This window comes from Rhodococcus sp. AG1013, from assembly GCF_003350365.1.
Lineage (GTDB): Bacteria > Actinomycetota > Actinomycetes > Mycobacteriales > Mycobacteriaceae > Prescottella.
Genome location: NZ_QQAT01000019.1, coordinates 55173 through 79549, shown reverse-complemented (window position 1 = coordinate 79549; position 24377 = coordinate 55173). Strand labels below are relative to the sequence as shown.

21 protein-coding genes are annotated in these 24377 nt (G+C 68.8%); 7 read left to right on the top strand and 14 right to left on the bottom strand.

The annotated features are described in order from the left end of the window. Positions 1-84 precede the first annotated feature (84 nt). Positions 85-1098, bottom strand: a complete 1014-nt coding sequence (locus DEU38_RS20925; protein ID WP_114723368.1) for an alcohol dehydrogenase catalytic domain-containing protein — start codon at positions 1096-1098, stop codon at positions 85-87. Positions 1099-1181: 83 nt separating this feature from the next. Continuing rightward, complete coding sequence (locus DEU38_RS20920; RefSeq protein ID WP_114723330.1) at positions 1182-2384, bottom strand: polysaccharide biosynthesis protein; 1203 nt, start codon at positions 2382-2384, stop codon at positions 1182-1184. A gap of 32 nt (positions 2385-2416) precedes the next feature. On the opposite strand from DEU38_RS20920, the gene DEU38_RS20915 reads away from it, so the two are divergent. Continuing rightward, positions 2417-4186, top strand: coding sequence for a hypothetical protein (locus tag DEU38_RS20915; protein WP_114723329.1), 1770 nt, complete (start codon positions 2417-2419; stop codon positions 4184-4186). On the opposite strand, the gene DEU38_RS20910 is transcribed toward DEU38_RS20915, so the two are convergent. Further along, a complete protein-coding gene (locus tag DEU38_RS20910; RefSeq protein WP_114723328.1) occupies positions 4088-5341 on the bottom strand; it encodes a glycosyltransferase family 4 protein in 1254 nt (417 codons plus the stop codon). The genes DEU38_RS20915 and DEU38_RS20910 overlap by 99 nt on opposite strands. Before the next feature lie 180 nt (positions 5342-5521). On the opposite strand from DEU38_RS20910, the gene DEU38_RS20905 reads away from it, so the two are divergent. The 3 genes from DEU38_RS20905 to DEU38_RS20895 all read left to right on the top strand — a co-directional run bounded on the left by DEU38_RS20905 (position 5522) and on the right by DEU38_RS20895 (position 8789). After that, entirely contained in the window at positions 5522-6277 is a 756-nt protein-coding gene (locus DEU38_RS20905; RefSeq protein WP_114723327.1) for a class I SAM-dependent methyltransferase, read from the top strand. An 89-nt stretch (positions 6278-6366) separates the two neighbouring features. Beyond that, the gene (locus tag DEU38_RS20900) at positions 6367-7254 is read left to right on the top strand and encodes an ROK family protein (protein WP_114723326.1); all 888 of its coding nucleotides are present in this window, start codon (positions 6367-6369) and stop codon (positions 7252-7254) included. An 86-nt stretch (positions 7255-7340) separates the two neighbouring features. After that, a complete protein-coding gene (locus tag DEU38_RS20895; RefSeq protein ID WP_114723325.1) occupies positions 7341-8789 on the top strand; it encodes an aldehyde dehydrogenase in 1449 nt (482 codons plus the stop codon). Positions 8790-8862: 73 nt separating this feature from the next. Here DEU38_RS20895 and DEU38_RS20890 read toward each other — a convergent pair whose 3' ends face one another. The 6 genes from DEU38_RS20890 to DEU38_RS20865 all read right to left on the bottom strand — a co-directional run bounded on the left by DEU38_RS20890 (position 8863) and on the right by DEU38_RS20865 (position 14905). Then, complete coding sequence (locus DEU38_RS20890) at positions 8863-10311, bottom strand: aldehyde dehydrogenase (RefSeq protein ID WP_114723324.1); 1449 nt, start codon at positions 10309-10311, stop codon at positions 8863-8865. Between the two features lie 111 nt (positions 10312-10422). Beyond that, complete coding sequence (locus DEU38_RS20885) at positions 10423-10944, bottom strand: flavin reductase family protein (protein WP_258558072.1); 522 nt, start codon at positions 10942-10944, stop codon at positions 10423-10425. Positions 10945-10957: 13 nt separating this feature from the next. After that, entirely contained in the window at positions 10958-11254 is a 297-nt protein-coding gene (locus tag DEU38_RS20880; RefSeq protein WP_309473104.1) for an EthD family reductase, read from the bottom strand. Positions 11255-11280: 26 nt separating this feature from the next. Next, positions 11281-12519 carry a styrene monooxygenase/indole monooxygenase family protein gene (locus DEU38_RS20875; protein WP_114723321.1) on the bottom strand — a complete coding sequence of 413 codons (1239 nt, stop codon included), beginning with the start codon at positions 12517-12519 and terminating at the stop codon, positions 11281-11283. Positions 12520-12680: 161 nt separating this feature from the next. Beyond that, positions 12681-13595: a helix-turn-helix domain-containing protein gene (locus DEU38_RS20870; RefSeq protein ID WP_258558071.1), complete on the bottom strand. Its 915-nt coding sequence runs from the start codon at positions 13593-13595 to the stop codon at positions 12681-12683. Positions 13596-13660: 65 nt separating this feature from the next. Further along, on the bottom strand, positions 13661-14905 hold the full coding sequence (locus DEU38_RS20865; protein ID WP_114723320.1) for a styrene monooxygenase/indole monooxygenase family protein: 1245 nt from the start codon (positions 14903-14905) through the stop codon (positions 13661-13663). Positions 14906-15005: 100 nt separating this feature from the next. Here DEU38_RS20865 and DEU38_RS20860 point away from each other — a divergent pair, with 100 nt between their 5' ends. From DEU38_RS20860 to DEU38_RS20850, 3 genes are all read left to right on the top strand, one after another. Beyond that, positions 15006-15698 (top strand): IclR family transcriptional regulator, encoded by a 693-nt coding sequence (locus tag DEU38_RS20860; RefSeq protein ID WP_114723319.1) that lies wholly within the window; start codon positions 15006-15008, stop codon positions 15696-15698. A 33-nt stretch (positions 15699-15731) separates the two neighbouring features. Continuing rightward, complete coding sequence (locus tag DEU38_RS20855) at positions 15732-16691, top strand: cation diffusion facilitator family transporter (RefSeq protein WP_114723318.1); 960 nt, start codon at positions 15732-15734, stop codon at positions 16689-16691. Positions 16692-16776: 85 nt separating this feature from the next. Next, positions 16777-18804 carry an APC family permease gene (locus DEU38_RS20850; RefSeq protein WP_114723317.1) on the top strand — a complete coding sequence of 676 codons (2028 nt, stop codon included), beginning with the start codon at positions 16777-16779 and terminating at the stop codon, positions 18802-18804. Positions 18805-18837: 33 nt separating this feature from the next. On the opposite strand, the gene DEU38_RS20845 is transcribed toward DEU38_RS20850, so the two are convergent. The 5 genes from DEU38_RS20845 to DEU38_RS20825 form a co-directional block, all read right to left on the bottom strand. Beyond that, positions 18838-19455, bottom strand: coding sequence for a hypothetical protein (locus DEU38_RS20845; protein ID WP_254622651.1), 618 nt, complete (start codon positions 19453-19455; stop codon positions 18838-18840). Between the two features lie 136 nt (positions 19456-19591). After that, on the bottom strand, positions 19592-20446 hold the full coding sequence (locus DEU38_RS20840) for an SDR family oxidoreductase (RefSeq protein ID WP_114723315.1): 855 nt from the start codon (positions 20444-20446) through the stop codon (positions 19592-19594). 171 nt (positions 20447-20617) lie between these two features. Then, positions 20618-21196, bottom strand: a complete 579-nt coding sequence (gene epsC, locus DEU38_RS20835) for a serine O-acetyltransferase EpsC (protein WP_114723314.1) — start codon at positions 21194-21196, stop codon at positions 20618-20620. Between the two features lie 5 nt (positions 21197-21201). Beyond that, positions 21202-22134 (bottom strand): cysteine synthase A, encoded by a 933-nt coding sequence (gene cysK, locus DEU38_RS20830; RefSeq protein WP_114723313.1) that lies wholly within the window; start codon positions 22132-22134, stop codon positions 21202-21204. Between the two features lie 231 nt (positions 22135-22365). Beyond that, positions 22366-24195 carry a phosphoenolpyruvate carboxykinase (GTP) gene (locus DEU38_RS20825; RefSeq protein ID WP_114723312.1) on the bottom strand — a complete coding sequence of 610 codons (1830 nt, stop codon included), beginning with the start codon at positions 24193-24195 and terminating at the stop codon, positions 22366-22368. Positions 24196-24377: the final 182 nt, after the last annotated feature.

Below are 24377 nucleotides of genomic sequence, written 5' to 3'. Positions count from 1 at the left end.
GGCGCTTCCTGACGAAGTAGCGAACCCCCGCGCGGATCACCGCGCGGGGGTTCGTTCGTCCCAGGGTTCCCCTCTCGCAGGCGGTCACATGGTGAGGACCATGCGATAGCGCGCGCGTCCTGCGACCGTGGCGGAATAGGCGTCGGCGGCATCCGCCAGGGGGCGTTCCTCGATTCGGGCACGCACCCCCGACAGGACCGCGAACCGCATCGTCTCCTCGACGTCGCGGGCGGTACCGGACGCGTGACCGTTGACGCTGATGCCGGGCAGGACCAGCTGTACCGGGCTGATCGGCAGCGGCTCCGACGGGACGCCGATCACGACCAGTTCGCCCTGCGGACGCAGCCCGCCGACCGTGTCGGCCATCGCCTGCGAGTTCGCCGCGGTCGCGAGCACCACCGTCATGCCGCCGAGTGCCCGCAGGGCCTCGCTGACGTCGCCGGCGGTGGAGTCCACGTAATGGTGGGCGCCGAGCGCTCGGGCGTCGTCGCCTTTACCGGCGCCACGGGCGATTGCGATCGTTTCGAAGCCCATCGCCCGGGCGAACTGCACACCGAGGTGGCCGAGGCCGCCGACCCCCAGGACGGCGACCCGGTCGCCGGGCATCGCCTTGGACTTCCGCAGCGCGTCGTACGTGGTGACACCCGCACAACTCATCGGTGCCGCTTCCGCGAAGGACAGTTCGTCCGGAATCCGGGCGAGCGCATTCGCCGGCGCTGTCACGGACTCGGCGTAGCCGCCGGGATACTGCCAGCTCGGCACCTGCAGGTTCTCGCAATAGACCAGGTGCCCCTGCCGGCACGGGACGCACCGGTTGCAGCAACCGCCGAACCAGCCGACCGCGACCCGGTCCCCGACGCTGTAGTTGTCGACGCCGGCACCGAGTTCGGCGATCGTCCCGGCGATCTCGTGGCCGGGCGTGAGCGGCCAGGACATCCCGGGGAATCCGCCCTCGACGAATCCGTGGTCGGTACCGCAGATTCCGCAGGCGGCGACCGCGATGCGTACATGATCGCGTTCGGGAGACTTGGTCTCGACGTCGACGAGTGTCAACGGTTCACCGGCGGACTGGACGTGCACTGCTCGATGAGTAGGCATCTGCATCCTCACGATGTGTGGTTGTCCCGGACTATCGGGGCCACCGTCCAGTCAAACTCTCCGGTACGGCCCGAGGCAAGGGGTCATTGCGCCGGGACGTCGTCGCTGCGGGCGCTCCGCAACGCGAGCACGGCCGCCGTGCAGGCCGTCAGCGTCGCCACGGAGGCCGCGACGACGACGAACTGACGGACGGTGTCGGCGACGGTGAACATCAGCACCGCCTCGACCGCCAGGCCCACCCACGCGACGATCGCGAGATGCGTGCGCTCCCCCGCGATCGCGGACAGCAACGCGCCCTGCAGCACCGCCAGCGCCGCACCGTTCAGCGCGAACATCCACAGGATTCCCTGGACCGGCGCGTAGTCGTCGCCGAACAGCATCGTCGCGATCGGCGCGACCACGGCGGCGCCGATCACCAGGAGCGCCCCGAGCCCGGTGAGCACGGCCAGCGCGGACCGCACCGCGCTGGCCGAGTGCACCGGATTCGCCATCCGCGGGTACAGCACCACCCCGATTGCCTGCGGCAGCCAGAACGCGGCCTTGGTCGCGACCGCGCCCGCCGCGTAGATGCCGGCGTCGGCCTCGGGAAGCACGACGCGTGCGATCAGCAGGTCCACCGACGACAGCGCGATCATCGCGAGCTGCACCTGCGACGCGCGGAGCACCGTGCCGACCCCGACGCCGGCGCCGCCGACCACGCGCTCGCCCCGTCGCCGCTCGAGCAGTCGCGCGACGACGACCATCACGGCGGTCCCGACCGCCCCGGCGAGCAGCATCGGCCCCGGTCCCCCGCCGATCGCCAGCACCGCGACCGCGGGCACCACCTTCGCGACACCGGCGCCGGCCAGCACGACGCTGAGGTCGGCGAAGCGTCCGGCGCCCTGCAGTAGACCCTGTTCGGTCGCCAGCAGCACCAGCAGCGGGGCCGCGACGAGAGCCCACAGCGTGGCGGTCAGGCTCGTGTCGAGCGCCCACGAGATGCCGGGTACGAGGAGCAGAGCGATCGCCGCGACGATGGCCGCGCAGCGGTATCCGAGGGCCCGCAGCTCGGTGTGGCCCTTGCCGTGCACCAGCTCCCGGGCCACGACGCTCTGCAACGCCAGGGCGGGCACCGCCAGCACCAGCTGGGCGGCGAGCAGACTCGCGAATTCTCCGTACGCGGACGGCCCCAGCCAGCGCAGGGCCAGCAGCTGCAGCACGTAGGCGGCAAGGTTCGCCGTCATCGAACCGGCCGTCACCATCGTCATCCCGGCGACAGTGGAGCCGGTGAGGGATTGGCGTGGCATCCGCTCATGATGCACCACGTAAGGTGCCGCTCATGACGGCACGGCGGACGACGCTCACACGCGCCGCGCCGAGCCTCTACAGCCTGGCGCTGACCGGGCTGATCCTCGGACCGCTGCTCGGCCCCGGCTACCTGCTGCTCCGCGACGCAGTGAGCACACCGCGGTCGTACCTCACCGATTCGGCGCTGGGCCTGACCGACGCCGCGGCGCGCGCCGTCCCGCAGGACTGGCTGATCGCGGTGCTCAGTTCCGTCGTCGACGGCGGTGTCGTGGTCAAGGCGATCCTGTGCGCGGCGCTGTGGCTCGCCGGCTGGGGTGCGGCCCGGATGGTGGCGGTGCTGCTTCCGGGGTCAGGCCTGGGCCCGCAGCTGGTGGCGTCGACGGTGACGCTGTGGAACCCGTACGTGGCCGAGCGGCTGCTGCAAGGACATTGGAGCCTGCTCACCGGATACGCCGCGTTGCCGTGGGTCGTGTGCGCCGCCGTCGCGATCCGGCACGGACGCCCGGGCGGCTGGTGGTCGCTGACGCTGTGCCTCGGCGCGGCGGGCCTGACGCCGACCGGCGCGCTGCTCGCGGTGGTCGTGGCGCTCGCCGCCCTCGCGGCGCCCGGCGGCAGCGGACGCGCGCCACTGCGGCTGCTGCGGACGGGGGGCCTGTTCGTCGCGGTGTCGGCGCCGTGGCTGATCGCGACGGCCGGTTCCGGCAGCGGCGGGACGTCCGACCCGGCTGGGGTGGCGGCGTTCGCGTCCCGCGCCGAGCCGGGCCTCGGCACCCTCGGCAGTGTCGCGGGGCTGGGCGGAATCTGGAACTCCACCGCCGTCCCGGGCTCGCGCACGTCCCTGTGGGCGCTGGTCGGGACGCTACTGCTGCTCGCGGTCGTGGGCTGCGGGCTGCCCGCGCTGTGGCGGCGTCGGCGCTATCCGGTGATCGTCGCGCTCGCGGTCCTCGCCGCCGCCGCGGTGCTGCTGCCCGCGCTCGGCGCGACGGGCTGGGGGCTGGCCGTCGGCGAGTGGGCGGTGGTGCACGTGCCGGGGACGGGGCTGCTGCGCGACACCCAGAAGTGGGTGGCGCTCGCCGCGCCGCTGTACGCACTGGCCGCGGCGGCCGGGGTGCGGACGCTGAACACCCGGGCGCCGCTGCCCGGTGCGGTCCCGGTCGCCGCGATCGCCGCGGTCGTGCTCGCGCTGCCCGACCTGGTGTGGGGTGTCGGAGGCGCGCTGCAGCCGGTGCAGTATCCGGCGTCGTGGCAGCGGGTGGTCGAGACCCTCGAGGCGTCACCGGCGCCGGGCGATGTCGCGGTGCTGCCGGCCGGGATGTTCCGGAAGTTCCCCTACAGCGGCGACGCGCCGGTGCTCGATCCCGCGCCACGGATGCTGCCGGCGGACGTGCTGCAGACCGGACAGCTGGTGGTGGGGCAGGCGTCGGCGGTCGGCGGTGAGGGCGCGCGGGCCTCGCGCGTCGAACAGTTGCTGCTGACGGGGGCGTCGCCGAAGGAACTCGTCGAGGAGCAGGTGCGTTGGGTGCTGGTCGAACGCACCACCCCGGGCCCCCTCGGCGACTCGCAGCACACCCTCGACGATCTCGAAAAGACTTGGGAGGACGACGAACTCGCGTTGTACCGGGTTCCCGGCGAGATCACGGTCGGTGCGACCGGGTCCGCGCGGGCGGTGTCCACGGGCGCGCACCTGCTGTGGGCGGCGCTGCTAGTGGGCGGCGGTCTCGGCTTCCTGGAGTCGCGGCGGCGCAACCGTGCCGGTTTCGGAGCCGGCGATGAGCCCCGACACGTGCCGCCCGGCGGCTGACGCGGCCAGTACCGCGTACACCCCGGACGCGGTCTGTGCCCACGAGAACTCGGACGCCCGCAGCCGGGCCTTGTCGCCCAGCTCGGCGCGCAGTTCGGCGTCGAGCAGCAGCGATTCGACGGCGGTCGCCAGCGCGGGCACCGCGGCCGCCCGATCCGACGCAGCGTCGTCGGAGTCGCCGCCCACGAGCAGACCGGTGACGCCGTCGATGATCGAGTCGGTAAGTCCCTTGGAGCTGCGGTAGCCGACCGTGGGGACACCGTGCTGGGCGGCCTCGATCACTGCGAGTCCCCAGCCCTCCTTGCGGGACGGCATCACGTGCACCCACGAGCGCGCGAGCAGTGCGTGCTTGCGGTCCTCGGGCACGTGTCCGTGGAACGTGACGGCGTCGGCGATACCCAGCTCGTGGGCCCGTTCGCGCAGGTTCTGCTCCCACCAGCCGCCGCCGACGACGTCGAGGTGCAGCGCGGGAATGGTCCGGCGCAGCGTCGCGACGGCGGCGAGCGCGTCCTCGATCTGCTTGTGCGGCACGAGCCGCGACAGCACGCACACACTCGGATGCGCGGTGCGGGTGTGTCCGCTCCCCGGCTCGACGCCGGCCGGGATCGCGTCGGCGCCGTTGCGGACCACCGCGATCCGCTCGCGCTCGACGCCGAGGTCGGTGAGCTCGTCGGCCGACGGCAACGACACCGTCAGGTACTGGCTCTCCCGGTGCACGCGCGGCGACAGCCGTGACTCGATCCACCAGCCGACGCGCCCCATGAGTCGACCGGCGACCGGCCACTGCTCGCGGTGGCAGTGGTGCACCAGCACGGTCACCGGCGCGCCGGACACGGCCTTCGAGAAGAAGGGGATGCCGTTCTGGGTGTCGAGCACCGCGTCGGGGCGCAGTCCGGCGAGCGGTCCGAGACCGAGACGGCCGGCGACGATCGCGCCGAGCGCCCGGGGGTACACCGTCAGCCGTCCGCCGCCACGACTGATCCGGACGCCGTCGACGATCTCCTCGCGCGGGGCACCCGGGTAGCCCGCGGTCCGCAACGTGACCTTGATGCCGCGTCGAGCGAGGCCCGCGCCGACCTCCTCGAGGTACCGCTCGCTGCCACCGCCCTGGGGATGCCCGGTGTCGCGCCAGCACAGCAGGAGAACCTCTCGCACGTGCGTGCCCCCTCACTGGCTCGGACCGTTGCCTGCGACACACCTTATCGGCTGGACGCGGCCCGCCCTACCGTCAAGCAGTGGAATCCGGCGAACGGGAGCGCGGTATGTCCGATCGATAAGGTTCCTCCCGTGACTCCCGCCCGCGCACGCCGTCTCGTCCCCACCCGCGCACCTCGAGTGACCCGGCATTTCGCCCGCCGCGCAACCCTGAAGCGGTCGGTCGGGCTGCTCAGCGACTTCCGGTACGAGCAGACCGACCCGGACCTGTTCTACGGCGCCCTCGCCCGCGACTCCGTCGAACTGATCGGCGATCTCTATCGCGGCCTCACCGACGCGGACCTGACCGGCACGACGGTGCTCGACGTGGGCGGCGGCCCCGGCTACTTCGCGGACGCGTTCGGGCAGGCCGGTGCCCGCTACATTCCGGTGGAGCCCGATCCGTCGGAGATGCACGCGGCGGGCCTGACGGTCGGCGACTCGATCCGCGGCTCGGGGCTGGCGCTGCCGATCCGCACCGGATCGGTGGACGTGTGCTTCTCGTCGAACGTCGCCGAACACGTGTCGCAGCCGTGGGTGATGGCCGAGGAGATGCTGCGGGTGACACGCCCCGGCGGGCTGATGGTGCTGTCGTACACGCTGTGGTGGGGCCCGTTCGGCGGGCACGAGACCGGCCCGTGGCACTATCTCGGCGGCGAATACGCGGCCCGGCGCTACAAGCGCAAACAGGGCAAGGAACCCAAGAACCGTTACGGCATCTCGCTGTTCGACATCGGTGCCGCGGACGGGTTGAGGTGGGCGAAGGACCAGACCGGCGGCGACGTCCTGGCCGCGTTCCCCCGCTACCACCCGCGCTGGGCGTGGTGGATGGTGAAGATCCCGGCGCTGCGCGAACTGCTGGTGAGCAACCTGGTTCTCGTGGTCCGCAAGCGCTGACCCTCCGGTCGCCGTACGAGGTGCGGGCGCTCCGACGGGGAGAACCGGAATCGGCAGGACGAGCCGCACAGGGAACTACGCTCGGGATCATGACCGCACTCGCGCTCGATGTCGGCGGCACCAAGATGGCGGCGGCGCGGGTGCTGCCCGACGGCTCGCCCGATCATCGGGTGACCGTCCCGACGCCGCAGTCCGGGGTGTGGGACGCGTGCGGCGCGCTGCTCGAGCGAGCGGCCGGCGGCGAACCGATCACGTCGGTCGGCATTGCGTCAGCGGGGCCGGTCGACACCACCGCGGGCACGGTCGCGCCGGTCAACATCGCCGAGTGGCGGGACGGCTTTCCGATCGTCGACGCCGTCCGGACCCTGTTCCGGTCCGCAACCGTGCGTCTCGCGCTGGACGGGGCCGCCGCCGCTCTGGCCGAGCACCGACTGGGCGCGGGCCGAGGCACTCCCGATCTGCTGGGCGTCGTCGTCTCGACCGGGGTGGGCGGCGGCGTGATCCGCGGCGGCCGGATCGTGGGCGGACGCACCGGCAACGCGGGCCACGTCGGACACATGGTGGTGCCGGGCGGCGCCGAACAGTGCGGATGCGGGGCATTCGGCTGCCTCGAGACCGTCGCGAGCGCTCCGGCCGCGCTGCGGTGGGCACGGACCAACGGGTGGGACGGCGCCACGGCTGCCGATCTGGCCGTCGACGCAGCGCTGGGAGAACCCACCGCGGCCGACGCCCTCGAACGGGCCGGCACCGCGCTGGGACAGGTGTTGGCGTCGGCGGCAGCGTTGCTCGACATCGGCCTCGTCGTCGTCGGCGGCGGTTTCGCGCAGGCGGGCCCCGCGTTGTGGGATCCCATGATCGCGGCGGCGGCGCGGCACGCACGGTTGTCCTTCCTGCGCGACCTTCGGCTGGCGCCCGCCGATCTCGGTGTACTCGGCACCCTCACCGGCGCCGGGCTGCTTGCAACGGACGGCGTCTGACCTGCGATCGGACCTCGCCTATTCCAGTTGGCTGTAACGTGTTCTAGTGTGACCCAGGGCACTCCACAAGAGCGAGGAATGGACTGATGACCGACTACGACAAACTCTTCATCGGCGGACGATGGGTCGCGCCGGCCACCGACCAGCGGTTGGAGGTGTTTTCCCCCGCTACCGAAGCGCGCGTGGGCAGTGTCCCCGTCGCCGCTCCGGCAGACATCGACGCCGCCGTCGGCGCAGCACGCGCGGCCCTCGAAGCGGGCCCGTGGGCCGAGACCACACCGGCCCAGCGTGGCGAGATCCTCGCCAAGGTCGCCAAGCTCATCGAGGAGCGCAGCGCGGAGCTGATCTCCACCATCTCCGACGAGATGGGCGCGCCGGCATCGGGCGTCGAGGTGATGCAGAAGACCATGTCGCTCGCGACCCTCAACTACTACGCCGGGCTCGCCACCGAGTTCCCCTGGGAAGAGGTCCGCACCGGGCCGTTCGGCCAGAGCAAGATCTACCGCGAGCCGGTCGGCGTCGTCGGCGCGGTCATCGCATGGAACGTGCCGCTGTTCCTCGCGATCAACAAGCTGGCTCCGGCCCTGCTCGCGGGTTGCACCGTGGTGCTCAAGCCGGCGCCGGAGACTCCGCTCAACGCCAACATGGTCGCCGACATCTTCACCGAGGCCGGCCTGCCCGAAGGCGTGCTGTCGATCGTGCCGGGCGGCGCGGAGACCGGCGAGTACCTGGTCTCGCACCCCGACGTCGACAAGGTCACCTTCACCGGCAGCACCGCCGTCGGCCGCAAGATCGGCGCGATCGCCGCCGAGCAGCTCAAGCGTTGTTCGCTCGAGCTGGGTGGCAAGTCGGCCGCGATCCTGCTCGAGGACATGGACGTCGCGGCGACCGTCCCGATGCTGGTGATGTCCGGCCTCATGAACTCCGGCCAGGCGTGCGTCGGCCAGACGCGCATCCTCGCGCCGCGCTCGCGCTACGACGAGATCATCGAGGCCATGGTCCAGACCGCCGGGTTCATGCCGGTCGGTCGTCCGGCCGACGAGGGCGCGACGCTGGGCCCGCTCATCACCGAGAAGCAGCGCGACAAGGTCCTCGGCTACATCGAGAAGGGCAAGGCCGAGGGTGCGCGCGTCGTGCTCGGCGGCGGCGCCCCGGCCCACCTGGACACGGGCTGGTTCGTGGAGCCGACGATCTTCGCCGACGTCGACAACTCGATGACGATCGCCCGCGAGGAGATCTTCGGACCCGTTCTGTCGGTGATCCCCTACGACACGGTCGACGAGGCCGTCAAGATCGCCAACGACTCGGAGTACGGCCTGGCCGGTTCGGTGTACACCACCGACATCGAGAAGGGCATCGAGATCGCCAAGCAGATCCGCACCGGCACGTACGCCATCAACTGGTACGCGTTCGATCCCGGATGCCCGTTCGGCGGCTTCAAGAACTCCGGCATCGGCCGCGAGAACGGACCGGAGGGCCTCGAGGCCTACTGCGAGCTCAAGTCCGTCCTGATGCCCCCCGGCTACACCGGATAGGCATAGAGGCACGATCGACATCCGTCAGGCGCGGTCCGAGAACATCTCGGGCCGCGCCTGACGCGTGTGGGCGCTACGCCAGGTTGATCCACACGCCCTTCGTCTCGGTGAACTCGTCGATTGCGTTGGAGCTCATCTCACGGCCCCAACCGCTGGCACCGAATCCTCCCCACGGGGCGGCCGGATCGAGGAACGGCAGCATGTTGACGAACACGCTTCCCGCGTGGATCGACGCGGCCAGGTTGTGGGCGGTCGTCAGGTCCTTCGTCCAGATGCAGGCCGCGAGCCCGTAGTCGGTGTCGTTCGCGCGTGCGGCGAGCTCGTCCTGATCGTCGTACGGCAGGATCGACAGGACAGGTCCGAAGATTTCTTCGCGCGCGATCGTCATCTCGTCCGTGACGCCGGTGAACACGGTGGGGCTGTAGAAGTTTCCGGCGGAGAGATCACCCTGCAGTCGCGTCCCACCGGTGACGAGCTGTGCCCCCTCGGCGATACCCGACCGGACCAGCCGATCGACATGAGCAGTGTGCTCGGGAGACGTCAGTGGCCCGATGACGGTCTCGGGTGACATGCCGGGGCCGACGGGCAGCGCCGCGGCGGCTGCCCCGATCTTCTCCGCGAACTCGTCGACCCGCTTGGAGTCGACGAAGAAGCGGGTGTAGGCGGCGCAGACCTGTCCGCTGTTGAGCAGCGCCCCTTGCAGATTGCCGGCGACCGCCGCGTCGATGTCTGCATCCCGGGCGATCACGCTCGGCGCCTTGCCGCCCAGCTCGAGGGTCACGCGCTTGAAGTTCGACGACGCCGCCACGACGATCTTGCGACCGACCTCCGTCGACCCTGTGAAGGAGACCTTGTCGACCCCGGAATGCGCACTGAGGGCTGCACCGACCTCGGGACCACCCGTCAGGCAGTTCACGACGCCGGGTGGGACACCGGCCTCGACGCAGATGCGGGCCAGCGCCACGGTGGTCATCGGAGTCTGCTCGGCCGGCTTGAGAATTACGGTGTTCCCGCATGCGAGGGCCGGCGCGAGCTTCCACGCGGCGATCATGAGCGGGAAGTTCCACGGGGTGATCAGCGCACACACGCCAATCGGTTCACGGCGGGTGTAGTGCATGGTGCCCGGAATCGACACCGCGGACGTGTGGCCCTCGATCTTGGTGCACCAGCCCGCGTAGTACCGGAACACGTCGGCCGCCATGGTCAGGCTGACGGTCTTCGCGACACCGAGTGGCTGCCCCTGATCGCGAGTCTCGAGCTCCGCGAGCGCGTCGGCGTCGCGCTCGATCAGATCCGCGATCCGCCACAGCAGCCGCCCTCGTTCGGCCGGAGTCATGTTCCGCCAGGCCGGATCGGCGAACGCCTCGCGGGCCGCGCTCACCGCCGAATCCACATCGCTCGTCCCTGCGTCGGCGACGACGCCCAGTACCTCGCCGGTTGCCGGATCGCGCGTTTCGAACTCGCGGCCGGAATCGGCGTCGACCCATCGGCCGCCGATCAGCAGCCGTTCACGTGTAGTCATGAATCTCCTTGATAGCAATGGGAATCGATCAACGGCTCGCTCCGGGAGCTCGGTCGCGCGCGGGCGGGGTGCCTCCGCCCCGGCATGAGCACCCCGCTGCGTCGAGCAATGTCAGCAGAAGAACAGGTCGTCGCTGAGGCCGACGTTCAGCCCCCGGTAGCCGCCCGTATAGAACAGCAGTGGTGCACCGTCGCGGTACTCGAGGTGTTCCACTTCCCCGATGAAGAGGGTGTGGTCACCCGCACGGTGCCGATCGACGATGCGGCAGCCGATCTCGGCGAGCCCACCAGGAACGAAGACATGTGCTCCGTACTCGGCGAACTCGATTTCGAGGCCCGACTGATTGCGGCCACCGAAATGTCGTGACGTCGCTTCCTGATTCGCGGCGAGCAGTGTCACCCCGTAACGGTCCCCCGCCTCGAGATGCCTTGCCATCGAGCAATCTCCGAGCGAGACCAGGACGAGCGCGGGCGTCAGGGACACCGACATGAAGCCGTTGGCCGTCATGCCGTGGACGCCGCCCTCCGTCCTGGCGGTGATGACGGTGACTCCGGTAGCGAAGCGCCCCATGGCGTCTCGGAATGCACGCGGGTTCGGGGTGGTGCCCGGTCCGAGGTTCGCGGAGGATCTCACGATGTGCTCCGAGTCACCGGGTCGCCTCGACCGCGAAATGGAGCAGGTGCGCCCCACCGGTGGCATAATTGCCCGTGTCCTCGGCTACGCGACGGCCCACCGGCGAACCGAGCGCCCGCTCCATCGCTTCGCGTGAGTCGAACTCTCCCTCCCACACCGCGAAATACGGGCTGGGATCCCCGACTCCGGCGACGTCCAGGCTGTAACGCATGCCGCGCAGGCCCGGTAGTTCCGCGGCAAGGGGAAGATGGTTGTCGACATAGTACGCGCGGAAGTGGTGCGGATCCTGCGGCTGCGGATACAGAACCATTAGTCGATGCATGCTTCGTGGCCTCTCTACGCTGTTCTCGTGGAAGCGATTCCGTGCCGTGCCAGGAATCGGTCCGTGCGGTCGGCGGTGGCGAGGATCTGCCACTGGCGATCGGGGTGGTCGAAGTTGTGCGTGAATTCGTCTGCGATGGCCTTGTCGGCGCTCATCGCCGCGAACAACCGCTGGATATGGTCGGCCGGCGGCGCCAGCATCATGTTCGTCCACTGCGCGGCACCGAGGACGACGTCCGCCCGGCGCGATGCGACGCGCCGGCAGAAAATCTCGTCGAATCCGAGATCCTCGATGATCTCCTCGCCGGCGATCCAGGAGGAGTGGGACGCCGAGTTGGCACCTTGCCCCAGCAGCGGGTCGACGACGCTGTGGACATCGCCGATCGCGAGCGCGAACTTGCCGCCGGGGAGTCGCGCGTAGTCGGCGCGGACCGTCGGCACCAGCGCGCCCTGGAGCAGGTCGATCGATCGGTTCACTCCGAACTGTGCCGGGTCGACGCGCTCGAACGTCGTCGGGTGATGCTTTGCGAGCGCTTCGAGGACGGTCTTGTCGAACGTCGTCGGATCGTCCTCGTACGACATCTTCGACAGGACTTCGAGGTCGCCACCGGGGACGTTCTCGAACAGCAGCGCGGTGAGGAAGCCCTCCTCGGTGAACATCGGGATCTCGAGCAGGTCGCCATGGCCGGGCGAGGAGCTGATCGTCACACCACGCGGCTCCGACTGCGCGATGCCTCGATACAGTCCAACGCTGAGTAGTCGCTGCGGGGTGTCGTACGGGCTGTATTCCAGCCTCCGCGGGAACATCGACGCGAATGCTCCACGACCCGCCGCGACGACGATCAGGTCGTGCCGGTCGGCGATGGGTTCGACGTCCTCGGCCTGCAGCATGCGGACCTCGATCTTGCCGCCACGGTTCTCGAATTCCTCGGTGAGTCGGGGAATGTAGAGCCGGTAGTCGATCGCACTCGACCAATTGGTGAAGTCGCCGCTGAACGACAGGGGCTGATCACCGCCGATGTAGTGGTGGTGGCACGAGTACCCGTACATCTCGACGGGCCAGTAGTGAACGCCGAGCATACGTTCACGCTCGAGCGTCGGTCCGTGGTGCGCCACACTGTTGAGCAGGCGTCCGGACGCAATCTGCTTGGCGGTCTTGTCGGTGTAGATCGTTACCGGGATGTCGTGCTGGCGCAGCTGGAGTCCCAATTGGAGGCCTCCGATACCCGCGCCGATGATTCCGATGTTCGGCATACGTGAGTGCTCCTCTGCGAGCTGGTGTCCTGCAGGAGAATTCGAACTCCTACTGTTCATACGATCGCAGTGAGAGCGGGGAGTCGTCATGGCTTGCAGGGAACAGTCTTTGACGATTCGCGCACACCGTCAGAGCGGCATTCGGACCACCGCCGGGTCGGCTATCGCCCGGAGGACCGGTACAGTTCGCTGGGGCTGACACCGAAGTGTCCCTTGAAGACTCGGCTGAAGTGCGCACCGTCAGGAAGTCCCCAGCGGGCGCCGACGGCACTGACCGAGAAAACGTCCCTGTCCGAGATCAGGTCGCGTCGACACTCTTCGAGTCGACGTTCTCGAATCCACTTCGCGACCGACTGACCGTCTGCGGAGAAGATCTTCTGGAGGTAGCGGGTGGACACGTGAACTGCCGCCGCGACGGCATCGGTACAGAGATCCGGATCCGAGAGGTTCTGGTCGATGAAGCACTTGGCCTCCATCAGCAGCGCGTCGGCTCCGCGGCATTCGCGTTCACCGAACTGGTCGTTCAGTAACGCCGACAGAAGATCCACCACCGCGTCGGCCATCGGAAGCGCAGAGGGGGCGCTGTCGTCGCGGAACGTCTGGCGGATCAGCCGGGACAGCAGCGGACCGACGAGTGCTCCGAGGTCGTCGTCACGTCGGACTCCGCGGGCCAGGATCGCATCCATCGCCGCACGCGACACCCTCAGGCGCTCGCGCGGGAACATGAAGACCGCCATATCGGTCGACGTGGTGAAGGCCATCGAGTAGGGCTTGTCAGTGTCGTACAGGGCGAAGTCGCCGGGACGCAGGACCACCTGCCGATCACCCTGGGAGAGGACGGCGTCCCCCTCGAGCTGCAGGCCGAGCTTGTAGTACCCCCGCTCGCTCGCGGCGATCATCGCCTTGCTGCGGTGCACGGTGTGCGGTCCGGCAGTGACGCGCGAGACCACGGTCGCGCCGAGCGTGCTCATCCGCACGTTGCCGCCGAAGTCGGGCGACGTCGTGTCGGCGCTGAGAGGAACATAGAGCTGGGAAACCAGCTCCCGCCAACAATCGACCCGCAGTTCGGGTGCCACTCCGTCGGTTCCGAGGGTGCATCCTGCATTGGAAGCGGATAAGCCGGACAATGCGGTTCGTCCCTTCAGGTGGCGGGCGGTGCGGGCTCGGGCTCGGGCCCGGCGGCGATGAAGCGTTCCGCGCGGCGGTCCGTTGCCAGGATCCTCCACTGACGCTCCGGATGGTCGAAGTTGTCGGTGAAGACGTTGGCCAACATCGGCTTTCGAGCTGCAGCCCGCATCACATCCGAGACACGCGGGTGCTGCTGCAACATAAGATTGGTCCACTGCGAAGCGCCGATCAGCACCTCTGCACGCGCACGGGCCACCTGGTCACAGAACAGCTCGTCGAAGATGCCGCCGCTGTCGATGATGCAGTCGGCGACGACGCCGGCGCTGTAGGCGGCAATGTTCGCCCCCAGCCCCATGATCGGATCGACGACGACGTGCGCATCACCCAACGCCAAGGCGAAGACGCCGTCTTCGATTTCGAAGTAGTCCTCGCGAAATGCCGGAATGACCCCGCCCTGCAGGAGGTCCCGGGGATCGGTCAATCCGAAGTCTGATTCGTCGACACGCTCGAACGTCATCGGGTGCTGGTCGCGGAGCAGATCCAGTACCGCGCGGGCGAATCGACAACCGCCATCCTCTGTCGGACGGATATCCGAGAGCGCGGCGGCCTCGGCGCCTGGGAGGTTCTCGAACAACAGCGCGGTGACGCGACCGTGTCGGGTGATTATCGGGATCTCGAGCAACTCACCGACGTCGGGCGCGAGGCTGATCCCGACTCCGTCCTCGATACGTCGATCGATGCCGGTGTACAGGCCCGCGCAGATGCGGCGCTGCGGCGCATGAATTGGAGACAGGGATGCTCGACGATCGAACAGCCCGCTCAGTGGCCCCCTCCCCGACGCGATAACCACCAGTTCGTGCTGCGAGGCGAGACGGGAGAGATCTCGTGCGCCGACGGCGGCGGTGCGGATCTGCCCTCCTCGATCAAGGAAAGTCTCGGCCAGGGCCGGAAGGTACAGGCGGTGGTCGACGGCCGACGAGGGCCGCCTGAAGACCCCCGTGAACTCGACCGGGGCGCTTCCTCCGATGCGATGGAAGTGCCGGCGGTAGCCATAGCGATCGGCAGGCCAGCGATCCGTTCCCAGGAACTCGTCCCTGGCGATGGTCGGATTGTGATGGACAACCGTGTTGAGCAGGGGCCCGTCGGGCAGATCGCCGTGGCCCCGAGCGGTGTAGACGACGGCATCGATCTGCTCCTTCTGCAGCGCCAACGCCAGATGAAGCGCGGCGATACCGCCACCCACGATGCCGATGCCCATCAATCACCTCATGCTCTAATATCGAGTCACCAACCCGAATATCGAGTGCGATCGTACGCTCCCTGTGACGCGACGCACAACATCGCCCGGAGGGGGCCGAGTGGGAAAGACCGACAAGTCGGGTGTCACGTCTCAGACGCTCGAGCGCGGCCTCGCGGTCCTGGAGTGGGTCGCAGACAATGCGCCGTGTACCGCGGGTGATGTGGCGTCCTCGCTGGGGCTGCATCGCTCGATCGCGTACCGGCTGCTGACGACGCTCGAGGCCAGGGGCTATCTGCAGCGCGACGACAGCGGCCGGTACGAGCTCGGGTTGACCCCGCTCGTCATCGGTGCCGCGTCGAATCGGGGCCTGACCGCGTTGGCGGAGAGGGCGCTGAGACAGATCACCCGCGCCGTCCCAGCGAGTGCCTATCTCGCGGTCAGGCGCGACACCGACGCCCTCGTGCTGATGTCGGCAGCATCAGACCGCCCGGCCACGGTGAGCCTGCGCGACGGTATGCGTCATCCGTTGGATCAGGGTGCGGCCGGACTGGCCATCCTCGCGGCCCTCCCGCCGACACCGGATGAACGGCCCGAAGTGGGCCTCGCCCGGGAGACCGGCTACACCAGGACCGTCGGAGAAGTGCTGCCCGGGGTGGGCATGCTCGCGGTCCCGGTCGAATTCGAGCAGGGCGGTGTGGGAAGCCTGTGCGTCGTCTTCGTCCCGGGAACGGTGGACCGGGGATCCGCGCTGACCGCTCTGATCGCGGCCGCCGATCAACTCGGGCAACTAGGAATCAAGGGCGACCGATAAGCGCAGGCCGTGGCTCGCGCCTAGCCTGAGGCGATGGCGACCTCACCGACCTCGCATGCGGACTCGGGCGGGGAGAGCACCCTCACCGTCGTCATTGCATTCGTCGCGAATGCGTTGATCGCAGTGGCGAAGTCGGTGGCAGCGGTGCTCACCGGATCGGCGTCGATGGTCGCCGAGGCGACGCACTCGTGGGCCGACACCGGTAACGAGATCCTGCTGCTGGTCGCCGACCGCCGCGCCCGCAAGGACCCCGACCGCGCACACCCCCTGGGCTTCGGCCGGGAGGCATACATCTGGTCGCTGTTCGCCGCGCTCGGCCTGTTCGCGGTCGGCGCGGGAGTCTCGATCACCCACGGCATCCAGGAACTGGTGAATCCGGCGCCGGCGTCGGACTTCGGCGTCGCGTACGCGGTGCTGGGGATCGCGTTCGTGCTCGAGGCCATCTCGTTCCGGCAGGCGTTCAAGCAGTTGCGGGGCGAGGCGCACGACGCCCACCGCGACATCCTCGAGCACGCGCTGCTGACGTCGGATCCGACGGTCCGGGCGGTGTTCGCGGAGGACGCGGCCGCGCTGATCGGCCTGGTCATCGCGTTCGCGGGCGTCCTCGCGCACCAGTTGACCGGATCGCCGATCCCGGACGCGATCGGGTCCATCGCGGTCGGCGTGCTGCTCGGCGTCATCGCGCTGGTCCTGCTCGACCGCAACCGCCGGTTCCTCGTCGGCGAGCCTGGCACCCCGGAACTGCGCGGCCAGGCGGTCGCGAAGCTGCTGAGCTACTCCGAGGTGGAGCGCGTGACGTACCTGCGGATGGAGTTCCTCGGACCGCACCAGGTGTACCTGGTGGCCAGCGTCGACCTCATCGGCGACTACGCCGAGTCCCGCGTCGCGCACACCCTGCGCGACCTCGAGAACCGGATCACGACCGAGACCGCCGCTGTCCGGAAGGCCGTGCTCACACTCTCGACGTCGGAGGAGCCGAGCCTGTCGGTGTGATCGTCTGCGGCCCCATCCGCGATCCCAGGCGAGTAGAACTGAAGGAGCGTCGGCCGATACGGACCTGGAGCACTCTGGAGAACCCATGGACCCGCCCGCCAGTTCGGCCCCTCGGGACGCCGGGGCGAGCGGAACGTTCGAGCCCGTCTTGCCCGAGAGGCTCGGTTACCGGATCAAGTGTCGCCTCCTCGGTCCGCCGCTGACCACCGCCCGACTGCATCAGGAGCGGCTGTCCAAGACCACCGCGCTGGGTGTGTTGTCGCCGGACTGCATCTCGTCGTCCGCGTACGGCCCGGAGCAGGTACTCATCGAGTTGCTGCCGTACGCAGCGCTGGCCGCGTTCACGCTCCTGCTGCCGATCACCGGCGTCATCCTCGTCATCCTGATCCTGCTGACGCTGTCGTACCGGCAGGTGGTCATGCTCTACACCCGCGCCGGCGGCTCGTACGTCGTCGCGCGGGACAATTTCGGCCCCAAGACGGCCCAGATCGCGGCGGTCGCGCTGCTCATCGACTACGTCGTGACCGTCGCGGTGCAGTCCGCCGCGGGCACAGTGGCGGTGGTGTCGGCGGTCCCGGCGCTGGGCCCGTACAGCCTCGAGATCACCGTCGGCGCGGTGCTGCTGCTCGCGTACGGCAACCTACGCGGCCTCAAGGAGGCGGGGCGTGCGTTCGCGTTCCCGATGTACTTCTTCGCGATGTCGATCGGGATCGTCATCGTGGTCGGGGTAATCCAGGCCCTGACCGGCAACCTCGACCGGATCGACCCCACCACCCTGGACGGTGCCGTCGAGGTGCACCACGCCGACGGCCTGGTCATGGGGGCCACGGTCCTGGTGATCCTGCGCGCGTTCGCGAACGGCGGCACGTCGCTGACCGGATTGGAGGCGATCAGCAACGGCGTCAGCGCCTTCCAGAAACCGGAGGGCCCCAACGCCCGGCGCGCGCTGGTGATCATGGCGTGCATCCTGGCGTTCCTCGTCTCGGGTGTCTCGCTGCTCGCCTATCTCACCCACGCCACGCCGTACGCAGCCGGATATCCGTCGGTGATCAGCCAGGAGGCACGGATCGTCTTCGGCTCGGGCATGCTCGGCGACGTCCTGTTCGTGGTGGTGCAGATCGCGACCGCGCTGATCCTGTTCACCGGTGCGAACACCAGCTTCAACGGCTTCCCGTTCCTCGCCAGCTTCGTCGCCGACGACGCCTTCCTGCCGCGGCAGTTGCGGCGCCGCGGCCACCGCCTGGTGTTCTCCAACGCGATCATCGTGCTCACCGCGGTCGCGATCGTCCTCCTGATCGCGACCGACGCCAAGGTCAACGCGCTCGTCCCGTTCTACGCGATCGGGGTGTTCACCGGATTCACCATGGCCGGTCTCGGCATGGCCCGGCACCACCAGAAGACCCGCGCTCCGGGCTGGCGCCGCGGCCTGGCGATCAACCTGGCCGCCGGCGTCACGTCCCTGATCGTGGTCGCGATCTTCGCGATCGCGAAGTTCACCGAGGGTGCGTGGGTGGTCGTGATCGTGTTCCCGATCATGGTGCTGCTGCTGATCCGGCTCAACCGCGAGTACCGCAACGAGGCCGCCGAACTGCGCGAACTCGGCGACGCCGAGACCGACACCGAGGCCGTGTACTCGCATCACATCGTCATCGTGCTGGTCGACGCCCTCGACCTCGCCACCATCGAAGCGCTGCGATATGGACGCAGCCTGCGGCCCAGCGAACTGCGGGCCGTGCACTTCGTCCTCGACAGCGCCCGCGCCGCGAACCTCAAACGGCAGTGGGAGCACAGCGATCTCGTGGTGCCACTCGAGCTCATCGAATGTCCGGACCGGCGTCTCTACCACGGGGTCCTCGAGATGATCGCCCGCGCCACCGCGCCCCGCACCGAGATCAGCGTGCTCCTGCCACGCCGCATCTACGGCTCGATCCTCGGCCGAGTGCTCCACGACCGCACCGCGGAACACATCGCCAAGGCCATCAGCGACGTCCCCCACGCCGTCGCGATCATCGTCCCGTTCGACGCCTCCAACCGCACCGGTGTCCTCCGGGCACCGCCCCCGCCACCTACCCGCACAAGCGGAAGAGGCCCGTCACCCGCTGTCGGCGAATGACGGGCACCTTCAGGATTCGTCGGACGACCAGCCCTAGCTAGCCGCGCCGGCAGCTCCGCCGATCGAGCCGATCAGCGGCAGCAGGCTCGCGATGTCGATGCCGGCCTCGAGCGCCGTGCTACCGAAGGACAGCGCCGGCGACAGGCTGCCGATGCCGTCCGGAACGATCACCGGCACCATGGAGACACCGACGTTGGTCGGGTTCAGGACCGAACCCCACCCGCCGCAGGTGCCGAGGTAAATGTAGACACCGTTGTCGACCTGCAAGGTCTTGGTATTCGCATTCGGTCCGGGGTTGAGGAGGTTGTTGCTCGCCGCGGGGCCGAGACGCAGCCCGGGCGACGCCATGATCTGGACGAGCTTGCCGAAGTCCTTGTTGTTGTACGCGACGAAGGCCTCGAGACCCTGCTGGCCGTCGAGCAACGCCGAGGTGCAGCTGGACTCGTTGAACGCGCCCTCCGCCTTCTTCGGGTTGGTCAGCGTGAGTTCGAGGTTCTTGCCCCCGAAGTCACCCTGCTCGACCTTCAGCTCCGGCCCGTCGTAGCGGTCGGCCGCGGCGGCCGTACCCGTCCCGGTCAGCGCCAGACCGGCGACCATCGCCGTCGATGCAGCCAGCCCCACCGCAACCTTCTTCATCCTGCGAAGCTTCACGTGTTTCCTCCGTTTCCGATGCGACACCCCGGTCGTCGCCGCAGCTGAGCCGGGGCGAGATCGGCCCCCTATCGTGCCACGCCGCAGTCACCGACGAGCTTTGCGCCGCACCTGAACCGAAAGAGCCTTCAGTTGGTCATCGGGAGCCGGGATACCTCAGGAACCGCGTCAGGTAAGGCACTATGCGGGTCACCGGGACCGGCCGGGGCCAGGAGTCGGCACGGAAGTAGGCGTCCGATCCGCCGTCGACGAAAACAACACTCCCGCAGAGGAAGTCCGCCGCGTCCGACAGCATGAACACGACCCAGTCGCCGAGTTGGCCGGCGTCGCCGAAGCCGCCGACCGGCACCGGGAATCGTCGGACCGTCTTCGCCTCCGAAGGTGTCGCAAGTTGCTCCTCGAGCAGCGGCGTCATGATCGCACCCGGAGCGAGGACGTTGAGCCGGATCCCGGCACCAGCCCACTGCTCGGCCGTCGCGTGCCGACGGGCCCATCGGGTGACAGCGATTTTCGATCCGGCGTAGAGGATCGGTGCCGCGCCCTTGCCGAACCAGCGCACCGACCGCACCGCCCTGTCCACATCAGCGGACAGGAAGGCGTTGATGGTGCGCCGCGGCACCGCGGGTGTCACCGTCGTCGAATTACTACCGAACACAACCACTTTGGCCCTGCCGGATGCCGCCAGCGCTGGGCGCCACCCGTCGAGCAATTCCACGACACCCAGATAGTTCACCGCGCCGATCAGGGGAAGCCGGTCGGCACCGGGCGCCGGGCCCACTCCGGCGGCGAGCACCGCACCGTCGAGCCTGCCTCCCGCCCGCGACAACACTTCCCGCACAGCGTGACTGCGCCCAGCGACAGTGGACAGATCGGCGACCACCTCGGCTGCGGAGAGGTCGACACCGATGACGGTGTGTCCCGCCGCTGTCAGCTTGTCCACGACCGCGCGCCCCATACCCGACGCCGAACCCGTGACGGCATAGACACCCATCCAGCACACTCCCCCGGAACGGCCGATCGGCGCCGGGGACCGTCCCCGACGAGGCCGTCGATGAATTTGACACCCTACGCCGCCACCTCGTCGACCATGCCCGAAAAGAGCTGAAGGGTCCCTTCACGCGCTGCCAGCGCACGGAGGGACCCTTCAGCTAGGGAGCCGGGCTCAGATGTACATGGCCGGATCGATGTACGACGTCGGATCGACCAGTTGCTCGTGGCTCTTGCGCTGCCGCACCGACGCCGGGATACCCGTCGCGATGGCGTCGGCGGGGACGTCACGGGTGACGACGGCGTTGGCGCCGATCGCGCTGTCGTCGCCGATCACCACCGGCCCCAGCACCTTCGCGCCGGCGCCGATGGTGACGCGGTTGCCGATCGTGGGGTGCCGCTTGGTCTTCGCGAGCGACCGCCCGCCGAGCGTGACGCCGTGGTAGATCATCACGTCGTCGCCGATCTCGGTAGTCTCGCCGATCACGACGCCCATGCCGTGGTCGATGAAGAACCGCCGCCCGATCGTGGCACCGGGATGGATCTCGATGCCGGTGAGGAACCGCGTGAACTGGGCCAGCATGCGAGCCGGGCCGCGCAGCGCGGGCTTGGCCCACATGCGGTGCGCCACCCGGTGCGACCAGATGGCGTGCAGACCCGAGTACACGACGGCGTTCTCGACGTCGCTGCGCGCGGCCGGATCCTGGCCTCGTGCGGCCCGGAGATCCTCCCGGATGGTGCGCAGGACACTCACAGTGCTCAGCCCCGGATGTGCTCGAACAGCGGGGTGGAGATGTACCGTTCGCCGAAGTCGGGCACCACCACGACGATCATCTTTCCGGCGTTCTCGGGACGCTTCGCCAACTCGAGGGCCGCCCACACGTTCGCGCCCGCCGAGATGCCGCCGAGGATGCCCTCGTCGGTGCCGAGGCTGCGCGCGACGCGGATGGCGTCGTCGAACTCGACGTCGATGATCTCGTCGTAGATCTCGCGATCGAGGACCTCGGGCACGAAGTTGGCGCCGATGCCCTGGATCTTGTGCGGTCCGGGCTGGCCGCCGTTGAGGATCGGCGAGTCGGCCGGCTCGACGCCGACGATCTGCACGTCCGGCTTGTGTGCCCGGAGGGTGCGGCCGACGCCGGTCAGGGTGCCACCGGTGCCGATGCCCGCGACGAAGATGTCGACCTCGCCGGCGGTGTCGGCCCAGATCTCCTCGCCGGTGGTGCGCTCGTGGATCGCCGGGTTGGCCGCGTTCGCGAACTGGCGAGCCAGGACGGCGTTGTCGTTCTGCGCGACCAGTTCCTCGGCCTTCTTCACTGCACCGGCCATGCCCTCGGCGCCGGGGGTGAGCACGATCTCGGCGCCGAACGCGCGCAGCATGACGCGACGCTCGGTCGACATCGTCTCCGGCATCGTCAGGATGACCTTGTAGCCGCGGGCCGCGCCGACCATCGCGAGCGCGATGCCGGTGTTGCCAGACGTGCCCTCGACGATGGTGCCGCCGGGCTTCAGCTCACCGGACTGCTCGGCGGCGTCGATGATCGCGACACCGATCCGGTCCTTGACGCTGTTGGCGGGGTTGTAGAACTCGAGCTTCGCAACCACCTGGGCGCCGAGACCCTCGGTGAGGCGGTTCAGCCGCACCAGCGGGGTGCGCCCGACCAGCTCGGTGACGTTGTCGTAGATCCCCATGCCGAATCCTCCTCGCGGCCACTCGGGCAGCCGGGTCGTTGTCTGGTTGGAGTTATTGCACCATCCCGTCGCGACGGGCATCCCATCGGGTCCGCTCATGTACGAACGTATACACACGACGACATCTCGGGGCGCCGACGTGGAGCCCACACCCGACAACCGCTGAAACGCCGAATGTCACATCGGTTCAGTTGGACTGAACCAATGTGACATTCGGCTACGAAACGGGGATCAGCTCAGGCGCTGCTTCAGGGCCTCGAACTCGTCGCGGACGCCCGAGGGCACCTTCTCGCCGAGGAACTCGAGCCACTCCTCGATGAGCGGGATCTCGGCCTTCCACTCCTCGACGTTCACGGCCAGGGCCTCGTCGACATCCGCGGCCTCGACGTCCAGGCCGTCGAGCGTGAGGTCGGCGGCGGTCGGGACGAAACCGATCGGGGTGCTGACGGCGTCGGCCTTGTGCTCGATGCGGTCGATGATCCACTTCAGCACGCGGGAGTTCTCGCCGAAACCGGGCCACAGGAAGCGGCCGTCGTCGCCACGACGGAACCAGTTCACGTAGAAGATCTTGGGGAGCTTCTCCGAGTCGGCGTTCTTGCCGAGGTTGATCCAGTGGTTCAGGTAGTCACCGGCGTTGTAGCCGAGGAACGGCAGCATCGCCATCGGGTCGCGGCGCACGGCGCCGACCTTGCCCTCGGCGGCAGCGGTCTGCTCGGACGACAGCGTCGCACCGAGGAAGGTGCCGTGCTGCCAGTCGAACGACTCGCTGACCAGCGGAACCGTGGTCTTGCGACGTCCACCGAACAGGATCGCCGAGATCGGGACACCCTGCGGGTCGTCCCACTCGGGGGCCAGGATCGGGCACTGCGACATCGGGGTGCAGTAACGCGAGTTCGGGTGGGCAGCGTTGGTGCCGGACTCGGGGGTCCAGTCGTTGCCCTTCCAATCAAGGAGATGCTGAGGTGTCTCTTCCAGACCCTCCCACCACACGTCACCGTCGTCGGTCAGGCCGACGTTGGTGTACAGCGTGTTGCCCGCCTCGACCGTCTTCATGGCGTTGGGGTTGGAGCCATGGTTGGTGCCCGGCGCGACGCCGAAGAAACCGAACTCCGGGTTGACGGCGTACAGACGGCCGTCCTCACCGAAACGCATCCACGCGATGTCGTCACCGAGGGTCTCGGCACGCCAGCCCGGGATCGTCGGCTGGATCATCGCGAGGTTGGTCTTGCCACACGCCGACGGGAATGCCGCGGCGACGTAGTAGGCCTTGTCCTCGGGCGAGATCAACTTGAGGATCAGCATGTGCTCGGCCAGCCAGCCCTCGTCGTGCGCCATCGCGGAGGCGATACGCAGCGAGTAGCACTTCTTGCCCAGCAGAGCGTTGCCGCCGTAGCCGGAGCCGTAGCTCCAGATCTCGCGGTCCTCGGGGAAGTGGGTGATGTACTTGGTGTCGTTGCACGGCCAGGGAACATCAGCGACGTCGCCCACCAGCGGAGCGCCCACCGAGTGCAGCGCCTTCACGAACGGGCGGTCGGTGCCCATCTTCTCGAGCGCGGCCTTGCCCATGCGGGTCATGATGCGCATCGAGACGACGACGTACTCGGAGTCGGTGATCTCGACGCCCAGCTTCGGGTCGTCGGCGCCGAGGGGACCCATGCAGAACGGCACCACGTACATGGTGCGACCGCGCATGCTGCCGCGGTACAGGTCCGTCATGAGGGCCCGCATCTCGGTCGGGTCCATCCAGTTGTTGGTCGGGCCGGCGTCGATCTGCTCCTTCGAGCAGATGTACGTGCGGGACTCGACGCGCGCAACGTCGGACGGGTCGGAGTTGCCGAGGAACGAGTTCGGCTTCTTCTCCTCGTTGAGACGGGTGAACGTCCCGGCCTCGACGAGCTGATCGGTCAGGCGCTCCCACTCCTCGTCGGAGCCGTCCGCGAAGACGACCCGGTCGGGCTGGGTCAGCTCGGCAACCTCTTGCACCCAGGCGAGCAGCTCGCTGTGCTCAGTGGGGGGTGTGCCGTCAGTTCCGTTCAGACCGGGGATGGTCGCTGAGGTCATCAAACTCTCCTGGGGTGGGGCCGGGAACCGATCCAACCACGTCAGCCCCGCACATGACGGGGCTGAGAGGTAAGCCGAACCGATTTCCCCCTCTCGGCGGGGTGCAGCCCGCCCACTCCGCTGCTGCTCACGTACGTCACCGTGGACAACGAACGAAGGACACGGGTGCCGGGTGTCCTAGC